This is a genomic window from Cognatishimia sp. (assembly GCF_964229375.1).
Lineage (GTDB): Bacteria > Pseudomonadota > Alphaproteobacteria > Rhodobacterales > Rhodobacteraceae > Cognatishimia.
The window spans coordinates 1-21,700 of record NZ_CAXREH010000047.1; the positions used below are offsets into that span (position 1 = coordinate 1).

Genomic DNA, 21,700 nt, shown 5'->3' on the forward strand with positions numbered 1-21,700 from the left:
CTCGCAATGCAACGTCAGCCGGGGATAGGTCAGCGGATCGCCCTTCTCGCCCGGCTCGCCAATCAGCAGCGCACAACGGCGCACGTTGCGTAAAGCTTTCGTATGCAGCGATAAATCAGAGATCAAAGTGACAGGCGCGTTGTCCTGATCCACGCAAAAGGCCACCCGCGTTACAGAAGGCGTGCCATCCGGCTGCGTCACCGCGAGCGCTGCATAAGTCGCGCCATCCAGAATGTTCTGCATCAGAGTGCAGGCCTCATCATCCATCGTCTGGTAGGGGTCTTTTTGCACGTGTCGATCCTTTGTGGGGTGACCGCCTTTCTGACGTGTGTACCCTATTTTCGCGTTCCGCTTAGGGGTTCCTTAAGAAAACAGCCGCTAAATACCGCGAAAGAAGGCCTCTTCAACCTCTTGCCACAGGTCAGCCTTATTTGCGCCCCATTTCACCCTTTAGTGTGAACGGGACTGTAGCACCCCGTCACTCGGGAACTTTGGCAAGCAGAATGCGGCCGTTAACGTTCAGAAGAAGAGGAGATTGCTATGGCTCTTGTTATGTTTCTGTTTGGAAGCGCACTCGGCTTGATGGGTGCGATCACTCAGTTGGCCCTTGGCTTTGACGTCTCGCTGGCCCTGAACACTTACGCTTTCCTTTCCATCGGCCTGCCAATGGTCACCCTGCTTGCTTTGCGGGCAAACCGCCGCGCCTAAGCGCCACGAATTTCTCTTGGGCGCGTGGGGGTCGAACCTACTGACTAATCAGCGCCATTCATCGCGTCCGGAGCCTGCTTTCCCTCCAAAGGCTCCGGACGCGATTTCATTTTCAGCGCCCCTTTCTGGTCAACGCCACATATTTCAATTGACCTAAACCGCAAAGCCGACGCACATACGCAGCATTGAACGTAAGTTGTATGTAGGCAATTCATGCCGAAGGTTGATGTCATTGTCATTGGGGCCGGCCCTGCCGGGTCTGCCGCCGCCGCCGTCGCTGCGCGCGAAGGCATGGCGGTTGCGCTGATCGACAAAGCAACCTTTCCCCGCGACAAACTCTGCGGTGGCGGCGTAACGGAACGCAGCCGGGCTTACTTTCAGCAGGCCTTTGGCCAAGACCCTGATTTCGATAACATCCTCAGCACGTCCGATGTCGAATTCTGGCATGCGGGCAAACGTCTGGCGCAGATGCAGGACGTGGCCCCAATCCATCTGGCAATGCGGCTGTCGTTTGACGATCAGATGGTGAACCGCGCGCTTGAACTGGGCGCGCTGGACTTCACCGGCAAGCGGATCAGCGCGATTGAAGGGACCAGCGTTACGCTGGATGACGGCCAAGAGATCACAGCGCAGGTGCTGATTGGCGCAGATGGGGTCAACAGTCAGGTTGCACGGCATCTGTTTGGCACGGCCTTTGATCGCGACCGCATCGGCTTTGCGCTGGAAACCGAAGCGCCTAAGACCGATGACTCCAAAGCGCTGCGCATTGACTTTAATGCAGCCGACTGGGGCTATGGCTGGAAATTCCCCAAGACCGAGTCAGTCACAGTGGGTGTCGGCGGGTTAATCTCGCATAACCCTGATATGAAAGCTCGGATGCAGTCCTACACTGACCTCTTGGACCTCGAAGATCTGCCGCGCATCAAAGGCCATTTTCTGCCATTTGGGCATTTCAGAACGCAACCTGGCAAGGGCGCAACCCTATTGGCAGGCGACGCAGCAGGCTTGGTCGATCCGATCACCGGCGAAGGCATCGCCTATGCGATCAAGTCAGGTGAACTGGCCGCAAAAGCCGCGGTTGCCGCGCTGAACCAAGGGCGCGCTGACAAAGCCTTTGCCCTTTACCTGCTGGCCCTGCGTCCCATTCACCGCAACCTGCGCATCGCGCGCTGGCTGCGCAAGCTGGTGTTCTCGGGTCGCTATCAAAACGCCTTCTTCGACAGGATGGGGCGGTCCGGTCGACTGCGGCATGACTATCTCAACGTTTTGGCCGGTCGCCTGGAATACCCGGCTCTGCTGATGAAGTCCGGACGTCGCATTCCAAGTTTCCTGTTGCGTGGGCTGCGCCGACGGTCATAGTGCACGAGAGGCACCTGACCATGATATTACCTGAAAACAAATCCATACCTTCGACCCGACTTTGGCTGGCCGTGGCCGCCGCGTTTCTGGCCAACAGCATTTTGTTTGGCACCTGGGCCGCACGACTGCCTGCGATCAAACAAAGCTTTGGCCTCAGCCATGATGCGCTTGGCCTGCTTTTGCTGCTGATGGCGGCGGGCGCGATCACAGGCTTTCCGATTGCGGGCAAGCTGGCAGATCGGCACGGCGGCGCGCGTATCAGCCGGGTGCTGTGGCTGTTGATGGTTTTGTCGATGCTGGGTCTTAGCCTGGCTCCGACCGTCTGGACCCTGTCGATTGCCATCGTCTGCTTTGGGTTGACGGGCGGCGGCATGGACGTTGCGATGAATGTCTGGGCCACCGAGGCCGAAGAGACCTCGGGCAAAATCTGGATGCCCAGCTTTCACGCGATCTGGAGCCTTGGATCCGTCGTCGGCGCTTTGAGTGGCTTGATCGTGATCCCCATGGGATGGGGACATGGAACACATTTTGCGATCATTGCATTAGTGGCAGCGCCTTTGGCCCTGTGGGGTATGAACATCTCTTGGGCCTTCACACCACAACCGGCAGAAAAGACGCCTTTCCTGCCGATCTTGCGCGGCAAGCTGTTGTTGGTTGGGTTCTTCACCCTCTGTGCCACCCTCGGAGAGGGAGCGATTGCCGACTGGAGCGCCCTTTTCCTGATCGAAGTCACAGAGGCCTCGGAAAGCCGCGCCACAATCGGGCTTGCGGCCTTTGCCACCGCGATGGTGATCATGCGCCTGTCTGGTGCCATCGTTATCGGACGACTTGGCCCGTTGTACGCCGGATTTGTCAGCGCCGGTTTCGCCCTTGTGGGTGCCGTGATCGTCGCCGTGGCCACCACAGAAATGCTTGCCATCACGGGATTTGTCGCGCTGGGTTTTGGATACGCGCTTGCGATGCCCTTGGCGATGGCACGCGCTGGTGCATCGCGCTCGATGCCCAAAGCGATGGCTGTGGCGGGTGTGGCTGTCTTTGCCTATGGCGGTATCCTGCTGGGGCCGCCACTGATCGGCTTTGTCGCCGAGGCAACGTCATTGCACAGCGCCCTGCTGATCCTGCTTGGTTTGGCCGCGATTATGATCCTGACCGCACCTGCGTTGCGCCCGCCCAAAGGGGGCGCGGACTAGTCGGCCGCCTTTTCAATCAGCTCAAGAACATGTGGCCCAAGCGCTTGGACGATCAGCGCGACCCCGTCGCGATTGGGGTGGATCCCATCGGCCTGCATCAAGGCGCGCAGCTCGGCCGGATCCTCTGACGGCAGACCGGCAAAATAACTTTCCGCCAGCAAAGCATCGTTGGCGCTGGCGACCTCGCCATAGAGCGCATCAAACGCGGCCTTGTACTCCGGCCCATAGTTGCCAGGTGCCTGCATTCCGGTCAGCAGAACTTCGACGCCCTGCGACTTGGCGGTCTCGACAATGCCCGAAATATTGGCCTTGCTGGCTGCAGGGTCGAGGCCACGCAAGAAGTCATTGCCCCCCAGCGTGACAATCATCGCGTCTACGTCAGGCGACAGCGTCCAAGCAACGCGCGACAACCCGCCCATTGTAGTATCGCCAGACACGCCCGCATTCAAAACCGTGACGTCCTGCCCCTGAGCGGTCAGCCAGGCCTGCAATTGCGGCACAAACCCATCGCCTTGCGCCAGTCCGTATCCGTGAATCAAACTGTCACCAAAGGCGACAATCGTCGTTTCAGCGGCAGAAACTGAACCGCACAGTCCAAAAACCACGGCAAGCGTCTTGCTTCGCCATGACGCGAACCCATATTGCGATGCAACACCCATAGACAGGCTCTCCTTATGACCACGGTTCTCTCTCTTAAAGATGTGCGTTTGGCGCTGGAAAGCAACGCCGGACTGGTGGAAATCTTGCATGGGATCTCTCTTGAAGTCCCTCAGGGCGAGACTTTGGGCCTGATCGGGCCGTCTGGATCCGGCAAATCATCGTTGCTGATGCTGATGGGTGGGCTTGAACGCACCAGCGCGGGCCAGATCACCGCATTGGGCCAAGATCTGACCGCCATGAACGAAGACGCGCTGGCGCGGTTTCGGCGCGAGAACATGGGCGTGGTGTTTCAAAGCTTTCATTTGATCCCAACGATGACCGCCTTGGAAAACGTGGCAACGCCACTGGAGCTTGCAGGTCACAACAACGCGTTTGAGCGCGCACGCGAAGAGCTTGAGGCCGTGGGTCTGGGTCACCGCGCCGATCACTATCCATCGCAGATGTCGGGCGGTGAACAGCAACGCGTCGCCTTGGCACGTGCGGCTGCCCCGCGCCCAAAACTGTTGCTGGCGGACGAGCCCACTGGCAACCTGGACGGCGCGAATGGCGAAGCCATCATGGATCTGCTGTTTGGTCTGCGCGACCGCCACGGGGCCACTTTGGTTCTGGTGACACACTCCCGCGCATTGGCCGCGCGCTGTGACCGCGTGATCCGGCTGCGCGACGGACGCATCGACACCACGCAAGAGGCCGCAGAATGAGCCTGCGCATCGCCAGCCGATTTGCCCGACGTGAATTGCGCGGAGGCCTGCGGGGTTTTCGAATTTTTCTGGCCTGCCTGGCCCTAGGGGTTGCCGCGATTGCCGGGATCGGATCTGTCAGATCCTCGATCGAAGCAGGGATCGCAGAACAAGGCGCGGTGCTTTTGGGCGGGGATGCTCAGATGCAATTCACCTACCGCTTTGCATCTGAAGCCGAACGCGCGTGGATGCAGGCACAAGCAACCTCGATTTCAGAGGTTGTGGATTTCCGCTCGATGGCTGTCGTTGAACGCGACAGCGGCACGGAACGCGGGCTGACGCAGATCAAGGCAGTTGACGACCTTTACCCCTTGATCGGAGAGGTCAGGCTGGACAACGGCACAGACTTGAAAACCGCCTTTGCCGGTCAAGACGGGCTGCCCGGCGCGGTGATCCATCCCCAGCTTGCCGCGCAGCTTGCGCTGGAGCTTGGGGACCGGTTCAAACTTGGCCTGCAAGAGTTCGTGGTAACCGCCCTTCTCGCCCATGAACCTGACAGTGCGGGCGGCGGATTTGGACTTGGTCCACGCACGCTGGTTCTGACCAAAGACCTTGCGGACTCAGCCCTTCTGGCGCCTGGCACCCTGTTTGATACGCAATACCGGATGCTCTTGGCCGACACGGTGGACATCGATCTCGCGCAGGCGGATGCTGTGGCGCAATTTGAAGACACCGGCATGCGGTGGAGCGACAGTCGCAACGGTGCCCCCAATATTGCGGCCTTTGTCGAGCGGCTGGGTGCCTTTCTGATCCTGGTCGGCCTTGCCGGTCTGGCCGTCGGAGGCGTGGGCGTGTCTGCGGCCATTCGCGCCTATCTGGCCAGCAAAACGCAGGTCATTGCAACCCTCAGATCGCTGGGTGCGTCCCGCGCCACGATCTTTCTGACGTACTTTATTCAGATCGGGATACTCAGCATTCTGGGCATCGCCATTGGTTTGGTCCTCGGCACATTGGCCCCGATAGTGCTCTCGCCAGTGATCTCTGCGGTGCTGCCTCTGCCGACGGTAATTGCGGTGCATCCAGAGGCCCTGCTCGAGGCGACCGTCTATGGCGCACTGACTGCCTTGATCTTTACGCTGTGGCCGCTGGCCCGCACCGAAGACGTGCGCGCGGCGTCTTTGTTTCGTGATGCGATGAACGCTGCCCCCGGCATTCCGGCGCTGCGCTATTTGCTGGCAACCGGCATCTTGCTTGCGGCACTTGTCGCGGCGGCGTCCTGGTTCTCAGGCAATGTAACCCTGACCCTCTGGACCACGGGCGGCATCGCGGGCGCTCTGCTATTGTTGGCGCTGGCCTCGGTTGCGATCCGCTGGGTTTCACGGCGTGCCAGCCGCCGTTCGCGCCGCCGCCCTGCGCTGCGCTGGGCCCTGGCTGCGATTTCCAGCCCACGCGAAGGCGCGGCCTCGGTTGTTCTGTCGCTGGGGCTTGGCCTGTCTGTCTTGGCCGCAGTCGGGCAGATCGACGGCAACCTGCGCGGTGCAATTTCGCGGGATTTGCCAAGTGTTGCGCCCAGCTATTTCTTCGTCGACATCCAACGCGACCAGATGCCCGCCTTTCTGGAGCGCATGGACAGCGATCCGGCCGTCAGCAAAGTTGAAAGCGCGCCGATGCTGCGTGGCATCATCACGCGCATCAACGACACGCCTGCCACCGAGTTCGCGGGCGATCATTGGGTCATTCAAGGTGACCGTGGTGTGAGCTATGCCGCCGAGTTGCCCGAAACCACGGAATTGCTGGCCGGAGAATGGTGGGACGCAGATTATGCGGGCACGCCACAGATCAGCTTTGCCGCCGAAGAAGCCGAAGAGATCGGCCTGCAACTGGGCGACACGATGACCGTGAACATCCTTGGGCGCGATATCACTGGCACTGTGACCAGCTTTCGCAACGTGGATTTCTCGACCGCAGGCATGGGCTTTGTTCTGGTCATGAACGAAGCCGCGCTGGCCGGAGCCCCGCACAGCTTTATTGCGACGGTCTATGCAGAGAAAGAGGCCGAAACGGCGATCCTGCGCGATATCACCAGCGCGAACCCGAACATCACAGCAATTTCAGTGCGCGATGCGATCGACAACGTCAGCAACATCCTTGGCTCGATCGCCGCAGCAACCTCATATGGGGCAGCGGCCACCTTGTTGACGGGCTTTCTGGTTCTGATCGGCGCGGCGGCGGCAGGCCAACAGAACCGGACCTATGAAGCTGCGATCCTAAAGACGCTGGGGGCGACGCGCAGACGTATTCTGGCCAGCTTTGCGTTGCGATCCGCACTGTTGGGCACAGCCGCAGGTCTTGTGGCGCTGACGGCTGGTATTCTGGGCGGTTGGGCTGTGAGCTTTTATATTCTGGAAACCGAGTTCGAGATCATCTGGAACAATGCGCTGGCGATTGTGGCTGGAGGTGTTCTGGCGACTTTGCTGGCAGGGCTGGCCTTTGCCGCAGCGCCGCTGTCGACCAAACCGGCTCGAACCCTGCGCAGTGCTGACTGATTTCTAGGGGCTCTGCCCCTCGTCCAGAGGGTGCGCCCTCTGGCCTCACCCCGGGATATTTCGGGCAAGAGAAAGCCTGCTCCCCTGCCCAAAACACATGTGTGTTGCGAGATCCTGCGGTTATTCCGCAGCCTCGGCGTAATCATCCATCGGCGGACAGGTACAGACCAGATGACGGTCGCCATAGGCGTTGTCGACGCGGTTGACCGGAGGCCAGTATTTGTCCACGCGGAACGCGCCCGGAGGGAAGCAGCCCTGTTCGCGCGAATAGGGGCGATCCCAGTCGCGCACCAGATCTTCCATCGTGTGGGGGGCGTTTTTCAGCGGGTTGTTGTCCGCATCCGAGGTACCGTCCTCGATGGCTTTGATCTCGTCACGGATCGCAAGCATCGCGTCGATAAAGCGGTCCAGTTCTGCTTTGGTCTCAGACTCTGTCGGCTCGATCATCAGTGTGCCCGCAACCGGCCAGCTCATGGTTGGCGCATGGAAGCCGTTGTCGATGAGACGCTTGGCGATATCATCCACAGACACATTCGCACTGTCGGCAAATGGGCGCGTGTCTATGATGCATTCATGCGCGACACGACCTGATGGGCCTTTATAAAGGACATCAAATGCGCCTTCGAGCCGTTTGGCGATGTAGTTTGCGTTCAAGATTGCAACCCGCGTTGCCTGGGTCAGACCGTCGCCGCCCATCAGCAGGCAATAGGCCCAGCTGATCGCGAGGATGGAGGCAGACCCGTAAGGCGCAGCCGATACGGGGCCTTCTTCGCCCGAGGTTTCCGGATGGCCTGGCAGATGCGGGATCAAATGGGCTTTCACACCGATTGGACCCATGCCGGGGCCACCGCCGCCATGCGGGATGGCAAAGGTCTTGTGCAGGTTCAGGTGGCTGACGTCACCACCAAGATCGCCCGGACGGCTGAGGCCGACCATCGCGTTCATATTTGCACCGTCGATATAGACCTGACCGCCCGCGTCGTGCACGATCTGGCAGACTTCGATCACGGATTCCTCAAACACGCCGTGGGTCGACGGGTAAGTGATCATACAGCCCGCAAGATCGTCCGCATGCTTTTCAGCTTTGGCGCGGAAATCATCCAGATCGATGTCACCGCGCTCGTCAGAGGCCACGGGAACCACTTTCCAGCCCACCATCTGTGCGGAGGCCGGATTGGTGCCATGCGCGTTCATCGGGATCAAACAGATGTTTCGATGCCCCTCGCCGCGTGACCGGTGGTATGCGGCGATCGTCAAAAGACCTGCGTATTCTCCCTGTGCACCAGAGTTTGGCTGCATCGACATGCCGTCGTACCCGGTGATCTGGCAAAGCTTGTCGGACAGATCCGTGATCATTTCGGTATAGCCCGCCGCCTGCTCGATGGGTGCGAACGGGTGCATATGAGCAAACTCTGGCCAAGAGATCGGCATCATTTCGGCCGCCGCATTCAGCTTCATGGTGCAGGAGCCCAGAGGGATCATCGCGCGGTCCAGCGCCAGATCGCGATCCGCAAGACGGCGCATGTAACGCATCATTTCCGTCTCGGCCCGGTTCATGTGGAAAATCGGGTGAGTCAGATAGTCGGTGCGGCGGTGCATCGCCTCGGGGACGCGGTATTTCGGCGTGAAATCATCGTCGGATTTGGTGATGCCAAAGGCGCGCCAGACCGCTTCGATGGTCTCGGGGCGGGTGGTTTCATCCAAACTGATGCCAACCCGCTTTTCGCCAACTTTGCGCAGGTTGATGCCCTCGTCTCGCGCGGATTTCATCACCGCCGCCTGCAGCGGACCAACGTCGACTGTGATCGTGTCAAAGAAGCTTTGAGGGTCCACTTTAAAGCCAGCCGCCTCAAGGCCTTCTGCCATGCGAACAGTCTTTCGATGGATGCGCTGTGCAATCGCCTTCAGCCCCTCTGGGCCATGGAACACCGCATACATCGACGCCATTACTGCAAGCAGCGCTTGAGCCGTACATACGTTCGAAGTCGCCTTTTCGCGTCGAATATGCTGTTCACGGGTTTGAAGGGACAGACGGTATGCGCGATTGCCATGCGCATCCACCGAAACCCCGACCAGACGGCCGGGCATCGCACGTTTGTGCGATTCTTTTGTTGCCATATAGGCTGCGTGCGGGCCGCCATAGCCCATCGGCACACCGAACCGTTGAGTTGATCCGACGGCAATATCCGCGCCCATTTCGCCCGGCTCTTTCAGCAGGGTCAAAGACAAGGGATCGGCTACAACAATCGCGATGCCTTTGGCCGCATGCAGCTTTTTGATGTGATCTGTGAAATCGCGAACATGGCCATATGTGCCAGGGTATTGGAACAACGCCCCAAAGACCTCATCAGCATTCATTTTGTCAGGGTTGCCGACGATGACCTCGATGCCGAGCGGGGCTGCACGGGTTTGCACCACGGCGATGTTCTGCGGGTGGCAGTCGCGGTCAACGAAAAAGGCTTTCGCCTTGGATTTGGACACCCGCATCGCCATCGTCATCGCTTCGGCGCAGGCGGTGGATTCATCCAGCAGAGAGGCATTGGCGATCTCAAGACCTGTCAGATCGCTGATCATGGTCTGGAAATTCAAAAGCGCCTCAAGGCGGCCTTGGGAAATTTCAGGCTGATAAGGCGTATAGGCCGTGTACCAAGCCGGATTTTCCAGGATGTTGCGTTGGATCGCCGGGGGCGTGACGGTGCCGTGGTAGCCTTGGCCAATCAAGCTTTTCATCAACTTGTTTTTGCCAGCGACCTCACGCATCTGGTGCAGAAACTCGCGCTCAGACAATGGGCGGCCAAGATCGAGCGGCTCTTGCTGGCGAATGGCTGCAGGCAGCGTATCATCCATCAAAGCGTTCAGATCAGGTGCATCGACCGTCTTCAGCATCGCGTCCATCTCTTGCGGAGACGGCCCGATGTGGCGGCGATTGGCGAAGTCGTACGGCAGATAGTCTGTTGGTTTGAAAGGCATGTTGGCCTCCGAATTCGGATACAAGTTTTGGTTGGAGCCCAAGGGCCCCATGGGATCAGGCGTCACGCCCAAAGAATTTTCAGAGTCAGCCGATAAAGTCTTTGTAAGCGGCTTCGTCCATGTAGTCGTCCATCTGGCTTGCGTCAGAGGCTTTGATTTTAAAGAACCAGGCATCGCCAAGCGGGTCTTCGTTGACCTTGCCGGGCTCGTCCACCAGCGCTTCGTTGACCTCGACGATTTCCCCATCAATCGGCGCCAGAATGTCAGAGGCGGCCTTGACGGATTCAATCACGCACACCTCGTCATCTTTGCTGACTTCGGTGTCTGTCTCTGGCATTTCAACAAACACCACATCGCCCAGTTGCTCGGCCGCGTGTTCGGTGATGCCGACGACAATCAGGCCGTCTTCTTCGCGGAGCCATTCGTGCTCTTCTGTAAATTTCATGTGGGTTCTCCTGTTGGCTTAGCGTTTGAAGTTGGCTGGAATGAAGGGAAGCTTTGCGACTTTCAGCGGCATGCGTTTGCCACGGACTTCGCCGAAAAGCTGTGTGTCTAAAGTGGCGTGTTCGATGCTGACATAGCCCATCGCGACCGGGCCATTGAAAGACGGACCAAAGCCGCCGGATGTGACCGAGCCGATCGGTGTTTCGTCGTCCTGATCCGCGAATATCGGGGTGCCGGCCCGCATTGGCGCACGCCCTTCGGGCAGCAGACCAACGCGTTTCCGGGTCGCGCCGTTGCTCAGTACGTTCAGAATATGCGCGGCACCGGGGAAGCCGCCTGCGCGGGCGCCATCGGTGCGGCGAACTTTCTGGATTGCCCAGCTAAGACCCGCGGCGCCGGGGTCGCTTTGGGCATCGATATCGTTTCCATAAAGGCAAAGACCCGCCTCAAGGCGCAAGCTGTCGCGCGCGCCAAGTCCGATCGGCTCGACTTCGTCCATCGCCAGCAGCGCTTCGCAAAGGGCCTGTGCCGCAGCCTGTGGAACGGAGATCTCATAGCCGTCCTCGCCGGTATAGCCTGAGCGTGACACCCAGCAGTCTTCGCCTTGCAGATCCAGCGTCGCGACGTCCATGAAACGCATGTCCGCCGCGGCAGGGTTCAAACGTGCCAGGGCGGTTTCTGCGGCTGGGCCCTGCAAGGCGATCAGGGCGCGGTCGGTGATGACCTCGACCGAAATCTCTGGTTCAAGGGCGGTTTGCATGCGCGAAATATCGGCCTCTTTGCAGGCCGCATTGACCACGACAAACAGATGGTCGCCACGGTTGGCAAACATCAGATCGTCTTCGATACCGCCGGCATCATTCGTAAACAAGCCATAGCGCTGACGGTTCTCGCCAAGGCCAAGCACGTCCATCGGGACCAGCGTTTCAAAAGCGGCTGCCACCGCCTCATAGCTTGGACCACGCAGGATCACCTGCCCCATGTGGCTTACATCAAACAGGCCCGCTTCGGCACGGCAGTGCAAATGCTCTTTCATGACCCCCATCGGGTATTGCACGGGCATGTCATAGCCAGCAAACGGCACCATTTTGGCCCCAAGGCCAACGTGCATGTCATACAAAGGCGTACGGTGCAGATCACCGGTGTCAGCCATATCTCGCTCCTCCATTCCGGAGGCAGTTTCATCGAAAACGCGTCCGGCATCACAAAGCACATGTCACCCATGCGCGCGATGCCCCCTCTGTCCTTTCGCCTGAGATCGTTATCCCTTCGGCGGACGCACTTGCGCCTCTCTCCAGAGTTCATTCATGGCGGTCTCGGTCCTAGCGGCCTGAGAGTTTCCGGGGCGGTTGCTCCTTCGGCACCGAAATTAATCGGTTCTCCCGAGTCACCATGTCTCTTTACGTTATGCAGGAAAATCGACCGATTCAAGAGGGTTTGCGACGTCAAAAAGCGACAAATCAAAAAATATTCTAACTTTATGAGTTGGTTAGATAATTACCCTCATACTGCACTCATATTTCTGACATACCGTCACGAAAACGACATTCACCCACGCGTGAATGCATACCAATGCATGCGCGATTTTGCGATTGACTCGCCCTGGAAAAACCGCCTCATTCGCCGCATGAGCAGACCTTTCTTTTTCGGCTATGGCAGCCTTGTAAATGTCCATACGCATACGTACGCAGAGACCTCGCCCGCCACGTTAAACGGCTGGCGCAGGGTCTGGCAGATGACCCCCTTGCGGCCACACCCTTTCCTGTCAATCGAGCCTGCCGCGGCATCTATTCAGGGGCTGATTGCCCATGTTCCTGACGGCGATTGGGCGCAGCTTGATGTGCGCGAAACCGGATACGACAGGCTGCCTGCGCAAGACGTTGCGCACGCGCGCGAGGACGCCATCGATCTTGCGGTCTATGTGGTGCCAAAACCCGCGCCAGACCTGGTGTTGGAGAAGGGTCCGATCCTGCTCAGCTATCTGGATGTGGTCATTCAGGGCTTTCTGAAAGAGTTCGGCACCGACGGTGTGCGGGGCTTTTTTGACACGACAGCCGGATGGGATCACCCCATCGACAACGACCGTGCCGCGCCCAAATACCCGCGTCACCAGACCCTGACACCCACCGAGACCGCGCTGGTGGATGCCGAACTCGACCGCATTGGGATCAGCGTTTAACGGCGACCGTGCCAGAGGCTCATCTGACGTCCTTCGCGCGCAAAGGACTGTGGCTCGTGTGGCTTACGCACACCCATCACGCGCATCGCGAGCCCCAGTGAGATCAGACCAAAGATCGCGCCGCCCACGGCCTGTCCGATCATGATCCCCGGCGCGCCCCAAAGGGTTGCGCCGACAGTCACGCATGGAATTGTACCCAGCGTGTGCCGTCCCCAGTTGATGATCGTCGAATAGAACGGGTGGCCCAGATTGTTGAACGAGGCATTGCCCACAAAGATCAACCCGTCAAACACATAGGTCAGCGCCAGAGGTCCACAGAACAGGAACAACAGCGTGATCGCCATGCCTTCGGCGTTAAACAGACCCGCCAGAGGTTCTCGAAGCAGGAACAACACCAACGACGCTCCAAGCACCCAGATGGCGGTGAATATCATCGCATCGCGAAATGCACCGCGCACACGGTCATGCTGGCCCGCGCCATAGTTTTGACCGATGATCGGGCCGACCGCGCCGGACAGGGCAAACAGCGCACCAAACGCCACGGGCACCAGACGGCCAACGATGGCCATACCCGCAACCGCCTCTTCGCCAAATTCAGACATGGAACGCGTCACAAAGGCCTGACCAATCGGCGTCGCAAATTGGGTCATGATGGCCGGGGCCGCGATGGCTGCGATATCTGGCAAGTCCACGCGCATCTCTTCTCGGGTCGGCTTGTCAAACCCACCGTAGTATTTGAACACAGGATACATCGACCACACGCCAATCGTGATCCGCGCCGCAACTGATGCAAGGGCCGCCCCTGTCAAATCAAGACCCAGCCCAAAGATCAGGATCGGGTCCAACACCCCGTTCACCAAGCCCCCCATCAGGGTCGCCATCATGGCCCGGCGGGCATCCCCATGGGCCCGCAAGATCGCGCCGCCCACCATGCCCAGCATGAGGATAGGCAAGCTTGGCACGATGATCTGCATATAATGCACCGACAGCGCCAACGTCGCGCCAGACGCCCCCATAAGGGCCGCAAGCGTTTCCAGATTGAACCAGACGATCGCCGAGAAAACCGACGCAATAACAAAGCCATAAATCGTAGAGGTCGCGGCGCGGCGACGGGCCTTGTGGGTATCGCCTTCGCCGAGCGCGCGGGCCACAAGCGCACCCGCTGAAATCGCCATGCCGATGCTGAACGCAGTGGTGAAAAACAGGATCGCGCCCGCATATCCCACCGCCGCCGCGAGTTCGTCGCGGCCCAGCATCGAGATGAAAATCATATCAACAAGGTCGACCAGAAAGATCGCAACCAAGCCAATCGAGGCCGTCAACGACATGACCGAAACGTGTTTGAACAGAGAGCCTGTGAGAAATTTCGCTGATTGGTCTGCCATACTCGTACCCCTTACGCTTGGCAAAAGAAGACCACGCAACGCCCAGAAAGCCAATCTGTAAAAACGCACAGAGGGGCTGCATCACAGCCCCTCTGTCGTCAATTCGCAATGACCAATAGCCCGCCGAGGCGACCTGCGCCTAGGCAGCTTTGGCTTTAATGACCTTCAACAAGGGCAGAACCGCGGACATATCCGGACCGTGGCTTTGCCCTGTCAACGCCTTGCGCAGAGGCATGAACAGACCCCGCCCCTTTCGTCCGGTGGCCTCTTTTACGGCTTTGGTCCAGGCACCCCAGCTGTCGCCATCCAGCGGACCGTCGGGCAGCATGTCCAGCGCTTGGGCCACAAAGTCTTTGTCTTCGTCGTCAATCACCGGTTCGGCACCATGGGCAAAGAGGTCGGCCCATTTGGCGATGTCTTTGCGGGTCGTGATGTTCTCGCGGATCACCGCCCAGAACGCCTCGGCATCTGCGGCGTCTACGCCTGCGGCGGACACGTCGTTGGCCACAGCCGCCAAGGGCTGTGCACCCAGATGGCGCGCGGTCAGCGGATACAGGTCATCCACATCGAATTTCGTCGGCGCAGACCCAAATTGGTCGATATCAAAGCCTTCGGCGATCTCGTCCAGAGAGGTCCGCAACTCGACCGGCTGACTGGATCCCAAACGTGCCATCAGGCTCAGCAGCGCTTCAGGCTCGACGCCCGCTTCACGCAAATCGCGCAGGCTGAGGGTGCCCAGTCGCTTGGACAGGCTTTCGCCCTGCGGTCCGGTCAGCAGCGAATGGTGCGCAAATGTCGGAACAGTGCCGCCCAGCGCCTCGATCATCTGGATCTGGGTCGCCGTATTGGTAACGTGGTCAGAGCCGCGCACCACATGTGTCACGCCCATCTCGGTATCATCCACAACCGAGGCCAGCGTATACAGGAACTGCCCGTCACCACGGATCAGCACAGGGTCCGACACCGAAGCTGCATCGATCGAGATATCGCCAAGAACGCCATCCACCCAGTTGATCCGCTCTTGATCCAGCTTGAAGCGCCAATGTCCATTGCCACGCTCGGCGCGCAGAGCGGCTTTGTCGTCGTCCGACAAGGCCAAAGCCCCACGGTCATAGACCGGCGGCTTGCCCATGTTCAGTTGCTTTTTACGCTTCAGATCCAGCTCGGTCGGAGTCTCAAAGCATTCATAAAACCGGCCCATCTCGCGCAGCCGATCGGCGGCTGCTGTGTACCGCTCAAGCCGTGCGGACTGATGCTCGATCTTATCCCAAGTCAGACCCAGCCACTCCAGATCCCGCTGGATCGCGTCCACATACTCCTGTTTCGAACGCTCTGGATCTGTGTCATCGATCCGCAGAATGAACGTCCCGCCGGATTTGCGCGCGATCAGATAGTTCATCAACGCAGTCCGCAGGTTGCCGACGTGGATATAGCCCGTAGGGGATGGGGCGAAACGGGTGGTGGTCATGGCGTTCTCCAGAGTTCGCGGGCTACCTGTCACAAGGCGGCGGCTTTGTCCAGAATTTGGGTGGATGCTACTTACAAGGGTAGGACTTGGACATCGCTTCTAAATAGAGCTGGACCGCTGGTCTTTGGAGTTCATCGGGCGAGCTCTCCAAATAGTCTATGAAAGTCTTTACCATTTCACCTTTGGTCACCGCCGAAGGCACACAGAAGTCTAGTCCCGACTCAACGTTGTTAGTGAACTCGGTTTCTGAAAGGTCGCCTTCAAGATAATGCGTCATTTTCAACGCACCGCCTGTTGCTCCGTCAATAAGGCCAACGGTAAACCCAATACAAAACGCGCCTCCCTCTTTACCACCTTTAGTCGAACAATAATCCCATATTGCCTGACCAGAGGTTGGGTTTGCGAACGACTGCGACGAAAAAACTGAAAAAGCCGCAACAAGAGTAAGTTTTGAGAAAAAATTCATGTTCGCGATGTAGCACATAAGAAAAGGAAAGCCATGGCGGTTACCTATCCCGCCTCAACCTTCCAAATCTTATCCAAATCCCGAAGACCCGCGGCCACCAACTCGCGCAGAACGTCCAGATCAATATCGGCAAGTTTGTTCACGTAGAGACAGCTTTTACCCAGTTTGTGTTTGCCCAGCCGCCCCATGATCTCGGAGTAGTCCTGATAGCCCGGCATGATGTAGATCGACTGATTGGCTTTCCGCGGGCTAAAGCCGGTCGCCAGAAAATCCCCTTCGCGGCCGGTTTTGTAGCGATAGTGATAGCGGCCAAATCCGACGATGCTGTCGCCCCACATGGCCGGCTCAAATCCCGAGACCTCGGCAAATAGATCCAGCAAAACAAGACCATCTGACCGGCGTGTCGGGTGCTCGATTGACTCGATAAATTCGCGCGGGCTGGCGGATGTGGCGACGGTTTTGTTTTGCGACATGACACTCTCCTTACCGCGACCTTAACCCAAGTCCGCCTGTCTCCAAACCGGAAAGCCACGCACCGCTTGACGCAACGCAAAGCTTGACCAATCCGGGCAAGCTCGAAACCCTGAAGCGCAGGGGAGAGACGATGCAGTTGACACAGTTTGAAAGAGCATGCGCCGCAGTGATCGCGATTGCGGCACTTGGGGCGCAGGTGATCCAGACCGGCCTGGATCTGAGCGACGGCATGGGATTGCTTGAGTCGCTTTGGCGGCAGGCGCGGTATTTCACGGTACTGATGGTGGTGACCACTGGTGTGACCTTTGCTGCGATGGCGCTTCGCAATGCACACCGCTCGGCCGGTTGGATGACGGCCGTGACCTCTTGGATCGTGATGGTTGGCATCGTCTATCACGCTTTGCTTGCGGCAGATCACAACCCAACAGGCATCCGCGCAGTGATCAACGAGATCCAGCACACCGCAGTCCCCATCGCGACCCTCGTGTTCTGGGCGATGTTTTCGCCAAAAGCGGGCCTGTCGTTCAAAGCGCCGCTTGTCTGGGTGGCCTGCCCGCTTGGGTACTCGGTTTATGCGATGATCCGCGGGCTGTTTGACGGCAAATTCCCATATTTCTTCCTGAACCCCGAAACCACAGGATGGCTCGGGGTGCTGGCCTATATGGTCGGTCTGGGCGCGCTGTTCTATGTCGCCGGAGCCTTGATGGTGCTGGCCTCAAGGCGCGCGGCGCGTTAGGCGTCGCTGGTGTCCCGAAACCGGTTTACGATCGGATAACGACGGTCCAGCCAAAACGCACGACGGCTGAGGCGCGCGCCGGGCGCGGACTGAAACCGCTTGTATTCACTGATATAAAGCAGATGTTCGACCCGTTTGACCGTGTCGCGCGCATAGCCCGCCGCGACGCAGTCAGCCACCGAGGCCTCACCGTCCACCAACATGGTCAGAATACCATCCAGGATGTCATAGGGCGGCAAGCTGTCTTCGTCTTTCTGATCAGGGCGCAGCTCTGCCGACGGGGGCTTGTCGATGATCGACACCGGAATGACCTCGCCCGCAGGGCCCTGCATCCAGTCTCGATGGTTGGCGTTGCGCCAGCGGCAGGTCTCAAAGACGCGCGTCTTATACATATCCTTGATCGGGTTATAGCCGCCGTTCATATCGCCATAGATCGTAGCATAGCCCACGGCGACCTCGGATTTATTGCCGGTGGTCAACAGCATCTCACCAAACTTGTTGGACATTGCCATCAGCAAAAGACCACGCAGACGCGACTGGATGTTTTCCTCGGTCAATCCGTCCTCAAGCCCTGCAAACAGGTCCGCCAGCGTGTTTGTCACCGCCTGACGGCTTTCGGAAATCGGCACATAGTCATAATGCACGCCCAGCCGCTTTGCGATGTCTTCGGCGTCATCCAGCGACGCTTGCGATGTGTACTCAGACGGCAGCATCACACAGCGGACATTCTCTGCCCCCAGTGCATCCACCGCGATCGTCGCTACAATCGCCGAGTCGATCCCGCCGGAAAGGCCAAGCAGAACCTTTTTGAACCCCGTTTTGCCCATATAGTCGCGCAGGGCTTCGACGCAGACGCGGTAATCCTGTTCTTCGCCCGCCGGCAGCGTGACTTTTTCTCCGTCTTCACACCGCCACCCGTCGCCATCGCGGACCAGATCCACATGAGCAGTCACCTCGTCAAAGACCGGCAACTGAACGGCAAGATGGCCGCCCGGATTAAGTACAAAAGAGCCGCCGTCAAAAACCTGATCGTCCTGACCACCCACCATGTTCACATAGACCAACGGCATGCCGGTTTCGATCACACGCGCCACCATGTGGCTCATGCGGCGATCAAATTTATCGCGGTAATAGGGCGATCCGTTGGGCACCACCAGAAACTCTGCGCCGGATTCTTCTAGCGTCTCGGCCACGTCAGGGAACCAGGCATCTTCGCAAATCGGGCTGCCGATGCGTGTATTGCCCACCGCATAGGGGCCGCCCAGCGGTCCTGAGTCAAACAGGCGGACTTCGTCAAAAACCGTATAGTTTGGCAAGTGATGCTTCAGCTGTTTGCTGGAGATCCGCCCGCCATTCAGAATGAAATAGGCGTTATAGAGCTTGCCGTCCTCGGCAAACGGGCCGCCGATACCGATGGCAGGTCCGTCAGCACAGGCCTCGGCCAGCGCTTTGACCTCGGCAAGGCAGGCCGCTTGCACGGCAGGCTTCATCACCAGATCCTGCGCGTTATATCCCAGAATGAACATTTCCGGCAGCGCGACAAAGTCTGATCCGGCTTGTTTTCCGGCCTCCCAAGCAGCTTTTGCCTTGGCGGCATTGCCCGCCAAATCACCCATCGTCGGGTTTGCTTGCGCAATCGTAATGCGGAATCTGTCGGCCATTTTGGTGCCTCACGCTGGGGTCAGATGTGATTGATTTACCAGAACCATGCGCAAGGAAAAGCTCAAAGCCGCAAAAGCCGTTGTCAGTTGGCCTCTGGTCGACTAGTTTTTTGCAAACGGCGTGGGGGCCGCGCCTGACGAATTTCCCAAGCAGGGGCAACTAGATGACCAGCAAAACAGCAATTTCGATTGCATTGGGTCTTATGATGATGAGCACGGCAACCGGTGCCGTGGCGCAATCCAGCGATGTGCTGACCAAACAGTACGACGATGGCGGCATCTATGAGGGCACGTTCAAAGACGGGCTTCAGCACGGCAAAGGCACCTATCGGCTACCAAATGGGTATGAATATTCAGGCGACTGGATCGACGGCGAGATTCGTGGCATCGGTCAGGCGCGTTTCCCGAATGGGTCGCTCTATCAGGGTGAATTCTCCAAAGGGAAACCGGAAGGCACTGGCAAAATCACCTTTGCCGATGGCGGCACCTATGAAGGCGACTGGGCCGATGGGAAGATCACAGGTCAGGGCGTCGCGATCTATGCCAACGGCGTCATTTACGAAGGCGGCTTTGTAAACGCATTGCACCACGGCCAAGGCACCATGAGCAGCCCCGGTGGCTATGTCTATCAGGGCTCTTGGGTGAATGGTGTCAAAGAGGGTGACGGCCAGATCACCTATCCTGACGGCGCGGTTTATGTCGGCGCGATCATTGCAGGTCAGCGTCAAGGTCAAGGCACGCTGACGATGCCAGACGGTTTGATCTATGAAGGTCTGTGGAGCGCCGGCCAGATTGACGGCACAGGCAAACTGACACAGCCCAATGGCGACGTTTACGAAGGCACGCTTGTGGGTGGCCAACGTCAGGGTGTTGGACGTGTGTTCTATGCCAATGGCGACATTTACGAAGGCGACTTTGCTGGCGACCGTCGTCATGGTCAGGGCGTCTTTATCGGCGCGGACGGATATAAATACGACGGCGCGTGGGTCGAAGGCCGCATCGAAGGTGCGGGCACCGTGACCTATCCAGACGGGTCGGTTTATGTCGGCGACTTCATGGCGGATCTGGCAGATGGTCAGGGCATGATCACCTATCCGGATGGCTCTGTGTACGAAGGCGGCTGGTCTCAGGGAATCATTCAAGGGTTGGGCCGCGCGACCTATGCCAATGGCCTCACCTATGAAGGCGAGTTCGTGAACGCCAAAAACCACGGCACCGGCGTGATGACCTATGCGGACGGCTATCGCTATGAAGGCGACTGGGAAAACGGCCAGCGTCACGGCCAAGGCACCGCCACCTATCCGGACGGCACGATCTATGTTGGGACGTTCTTTAACGGCCAACGCGATGGTCAGGGCCAGATCACGATGCCAGACGGGTTCACCTATACCGGCGCTTGGAAGGCTGGCGAAATCGAAGGGCAAGGCGTGGCGACCTATGCCAACGGAGATGTCTATGAGGGCACTTTCCGCGCGGGCAAACGCCAAGGTGCAGGCCTGATGAAATACGCCTCAGGTCAAGAAGCCTCGGGCGAGTGGGACAACGGCGCGCTGAAACAGAACTAAGCGTTCATTGCCGCGTGCCTCACCACGGCACGCGCGCACCTTTCCAATCATGAAAGCTCCCCGTGTCCTCGGGGCTAAGACCGTCCAACACCGCCAGCAGGCGCGTTGCCGAGTCATGGGGCGTCAGTTTGCGCGGCGCATTGAAATCCGCCGTGAACTCTGTGGCGACTGTGCCGGGATGTAACGCCACACAGACCGCCTGTTTGTGACTGCGCGCGACCTCGATTGCAGCTGTTTTGACGACTTGATTGAGCGCCGCCTTAGCAGTGCGATAGGAATACCATCCACCAAGGCCATTGTCCCCGATCGACCCCACGCGTGCCGACAAAACCGCGAAAACCGATCTTTCCTTGCGCGGCAACCAACGTTTAGCGTGTTTCAATGCCAAGGCAGGCCCAATCGCATTGACCGCAAACTGCGCGGCCATTTCCTCGGCCGTCAGTGCTGCGAGGCTTTTTTCCGGCTGCTCAATGGTACAGGTCAGCGCGCCTGTGGCCACCAAGACGACATCAAACGGGCCTTCAACGCGGGCCAGAACCTCTTCTGCCTGCGCGGACACGGCAAAATCCAAGCCGTCCCGGCGACGGGACAGGCCGACAACCTCGACCCCCTTGGCGGTCAATGTGTCGTGAAAAGCAGCACCAATTCCGCCGCTTGCTCCAAGTATCAATGCGCGTTTCATACCCCAGACCTAGCGCAAAACCACAGCCCAGCCACCGCTTTCTTCGCGAGACTGTCAAACGCGCTGACGCAGCCGCAAAAAGAGGCAAACTTCCCCCTTTTCATTCCAATTTTCCAAGGTATAGTCCGCACTATGGTTACACAGACCCATATCACATACGACGCGCGCCTACCGGCGCCCTTCGCCCGTGGTCTAGACCTACTCCTAACGCGCCTCTGAGTGCGGCCGGTCCGGCGCACCCGCTCAGAGGATATGCGACCTGCGCCCATAAACACCGCACTTAGGAGACCAACATGACCCACCCCGCCCCGCGCATCAATCTAGTTGAAAAGCTGGCGATGTTTGACAGCCATTGGGATCCCCATGTGGTTGCCAACTACAATGGCAACGACGTGATGGTGGTCAAATTCAAAGGCGAATTTCCCTTTCACAAACATGATGACACCGACGACTTCTTTCTCGTTCTCGAGGGCGAAGTCACGATGGACTATGCCGACCATCCGGCGGTGACATTTGGCGCTGGCGAA

19 protein-coding genes, 1 pseudogene and 1 riboswitch are annotated in these 21,700 nt (G+C 58.7%); of the genes and pseudogenes, 9 read left to right on the plus strand and 11 right to left on the minus strand.

Annotation, left to right across the window (positions count from 1 at the left end):
* Positions 1-291: pyridoxamine 5'-phosphate oxidase family protein (locus tag ACEQWH_RS03580; RefSeq protein WP_370228343.1), on the minus strand; the 291-nt coding region annotated here is incomplete at its 3' end.
* A 249-nt stretch (positions 292-540) separates the two neighbouring features.
* Here ACEQWH_RS03580 and ACEQWH_RS03585 point away from each other — a divergent pair.
* The 3 genes from ACEQWH_RS03585 (at position 541) to ACEQWH_RS03595 (ending at position 3,257) form a co-directional block, all read left to right on the plus strand.
* The gene (locus tag ACEQWH_RS03585) at positions 541-708 is read left to right on the plus strand and encodes a hypothetical protein (RefSeq protein WP_370228344.1); all 168 of its coding nucleotides are present in this window, start codon (positions 541-543) and stop codon (positions 706-708) included.
* Between the two features lie 213 nt (positions 709-921).
* On the plus strand, positions 922-2,067 hold the full coding sequence (locus ACEQWH_RS03590; RefSeq protein WP_370228345.1) for a geranylgeranyl reductase family protein: 1,146 nt from the start codon (positions 922-924) through the stop codon (positions 2,065-2,067).
* A gap of 20 nt (positions 2,068-2,087) precedes the next feature.
* Positions 2,088-3,257 (plus strand): MFS transporter, encoded by a 1,170-nt coding sequence (locus ACEQWH_RS03595; protein ID WP_370228346.1) that lies wholly within the window; start codon positions 2,088-2,090, stop codon positions 3,255-3,257.
* On the opposite strand, the gene ACEQWH_RS03600 is transcribed toward ACEQWH_RS03595, so the two are convergent.
* Entirely contained in the window at positions 3,254-3,916 is a 663-nt protein-coding gene (locus ACEQWH_RS03600) for an arylesterase (protein ID WP_370228347.1), read from the minus strand. The two genes, ACEQWH_RS03595 and ACEQWH_RS03600, sit on opposite strands and share 4 nt — an antisense overlap.
* 15 nt (positions 3,917-3,931) lie before the next feature.
* On the opposite strand from ACEQWH_RS03600, the gene ACEQWH_RS03605 reads away from it, so the two are divergent.
* Complete coding sequence (locus tag ACEQWH_RS03605; RefSeq protein ID WP_370228348.1) at positions 3,932-4,618, plus strand: ABC transporter ATP-binding protein; 687 nt, start codon at positions 3,932-3,934, stop codon at positions 4,616-4,618.
* A complete protein-coding gene (locus tag ACEQWH_RS03610) occupies positions 4,615-7,143 on the plus strand; it encodes an ABC transporter permease (RefSeq protein WP_370228349.1) in 2,529 nt (842 codons plus the stop codon). The genes ACEQWH_RS03605 and ACEQWH_RS03610 overlap by 4 nt, the downstream gene beginning before the upstream one ends.
* Positions 7,144-7,263: 120 nt before the next feature.
* Here ACEQWH_RS03610 and gcvP read toward each other — a convergent pair whose 3' ends face one another.
* The 3 genes from gcvP to gcvT form a co-directional block, all read right to left on the minus strand.
* On the minus strand, positions 7,264-10,113 hold the full coding sequence (gene gcvP, locus ACEQWH_RS03615; RefSeq protein ID WP_370228350.1) for an aminomethyl-transferring glycine dehydrogenase: 2,850 nt from the start codon (positions 10,111-10,113) through the stop codon (positions 7,264-7,266).
* Positions 10,114-10,198: 85 nt separating this feature from the next.
* Positions 10,199-10,558 carry a glycine cleavage system protein GcvH gene (gene gcvH, locus ACEQWH_RS03620; protein WP_370228351.1) on the minus strand — a complete coding sequence of 120 codons (360 nt, stop codon included), beginning with the start codon at positions 10,556-10,558 and terminating at the stop codon, positions 10,199-10,201.
* A gap of 18 nt (positions 10,559-10,576) precedes the next feature.
* Positions 10,577-11,710 (minus strand): glycine cleavage system aminomethyltransferase GcvT, encoded by a 1,134-nt coding sequence (gcvT, locus tag ACEQWH_RS03625; RefSeq protein WP_370228352.1) that lies wholly within the window; start codon positions 11,708-11,710, stop codon positions 10,577-10,579.
* Positions 11,711-11,864: 154 nt separating this feature from the next.
* Positions 11,865-11,952, minus strand: a riboswitch (glycine riboswitch).
* Positions 11,953-12,184: 232 nt separating this feature from the next.
* Here gcvT and ACEQWH_RS03630 point away from each other — a divergent pair.
* The gene (locus ACEQWH_RS03630; protein ID WP_370228353.1) at positions 12,185-12,736 is read left to right on the plus strand and encodes a gamma-glutamylcyclotransferase family protein; all 552 of its coding nucleotides are present in this window, start codon (positions 12,185-12,187) and stop codon (positions 12,734-12,736) included.
* Here ACEQWH_RS03630 and ACEQWH_RS03635 read toward each other — a convergent pair.
* From ACEQWH_RS03635 to ACEQWH_RS03650, 4 genes are all read right to left on the minus strand, one after another.
* Positions 12,733-14,121: an MATE family efflux transporter gene (locus ACEQWH_RS03635; protein WP_370228354.1), complete on the minus strand. Its 1,389-nt coding sequence runs from the start codon at positions 14,119-14,121 to the stop codon at positions 12,733-12,735. The two genes, ACEQWH_RS03630 and ACEQWH_RS03635, sit on opposite strands and share 4 nt — an antisense overlap.
* Positions 14,122-14,260: 139 nt before the next feature.
* Positions 14,261-15,589 carry a glutamate--tRNA ligase gene (gene gltX / locus ACEQWH_RS03640; protein ID WP_370228355.1) on the minus strand — a complete coding sequence of 443 codons (1,329 nt, stop codon included), beginning with the start codon at positions 15,587-15,589 and terminating at the stop codon, positions 14,261-14,263.
* A gap of 67 nt (positions 15,590-15,656) precedes the next feature.
* Positions 15,657-16,055 carry a Rap1a/Tai family immunity protein gene (locus ACEQWH_RS03645; RefSeq protein ID WP_370228356.1) on the minus strand — a complete coding sequence of 133 codons (399 nt, stop codon included), beginning with the start codon at positions 16,053-16,055 and terminating at the stop codon, positions 15,657-15,659.
* Positions 16,056-16,099: 44 nt separating this feature from the next.
* Positions 16,100-16,528: a DUF1801 domain-containing protein gene (locus tag ACEQWH_RS03650; RefSeq protein WP_370228357.1), complete on the minus strand. Its 429-nt coding sequence runs from the start codon at positions 16,526-16,528 to the stop codon at positions 16,100-16,102.
* Positions 16,529-16,659: 131 nt separating this feature from the next.
* Here ACEQWH_RS03650 and ACEQWH_RS03655 point away from each other — a divergent pair, with 131 nt between their 5' ends.
* Entirely contained in the window at positions 16,660-17,265 is a 606-nt protein-coding gene (locus ACEQWH_RS03655; protein WP_370228358.1) for a Pr6Pr family membrane protein, read from the plus strand.
* Here ACEQWH_RS03655 and ACEQWH_RS03660 read toward each other — a convergent pair.
* Positions 17,262-18,926, minus strand: a complete 1,665-nt coding sequence (locus ACEQWH_RS03660) for an NAD+ synthase (protein ID WP_370228359.1) — start codon at positions 18,924-18,926, stop codon at positions 17,262-17,264. The two genes, ACEQWH_RS03655 and ACEQWH_RS03660, sit on opposite strands and share 4 nt — an antisense overlap.
* Before the next feature lie 164 nt (positions 18,927-19,090).
* On the opposite strand from ACEQWH_RS03660, the gene ACEQWH_RS03665 reads away from it, so the two are divergent.
* Positions 19,091-20,491 (plus strand): MORN repeat-containing protein, encoded by a 1,401-nt coding sequence (locus ACEQWH_RS03665; RefSeq protein WP_370228360.1) that lies wholly within the window; start codon positions 19,091-19,093, stop codon positions 20,489-20,491.
* Positions 20,492-20,510: 19 nt separating this feature from the next.
* On the opposite strand, the gene ACEQWH_RS03670 is transcribed toward ACEQWH_RS03665, so the two are convergent.
* Positions 20,511-21,173 (minus strand): SDR family NAD(P)-dependent oxidoreductase, encoded by a 663-nt coding sequence (locus ACEQWH_RS03670; RefSeq protein ID WP_370228361.1) that lies wholly within the window; start codon positions 21,171-21,173, stop codon positions 20,511-20,513.
* Between the two features lie 293 nt (positions 21,174-21,466).
* Between ACEQWH_RS03670 and ACEQWH_RS03675 the strand changes: the two are divergent.
* Positions 21,467-21,700, plus strand: a pseudogene (locus ACEQWH_RS03675) (mannose-6-phosphate isomerase); the annotation flags it as partial.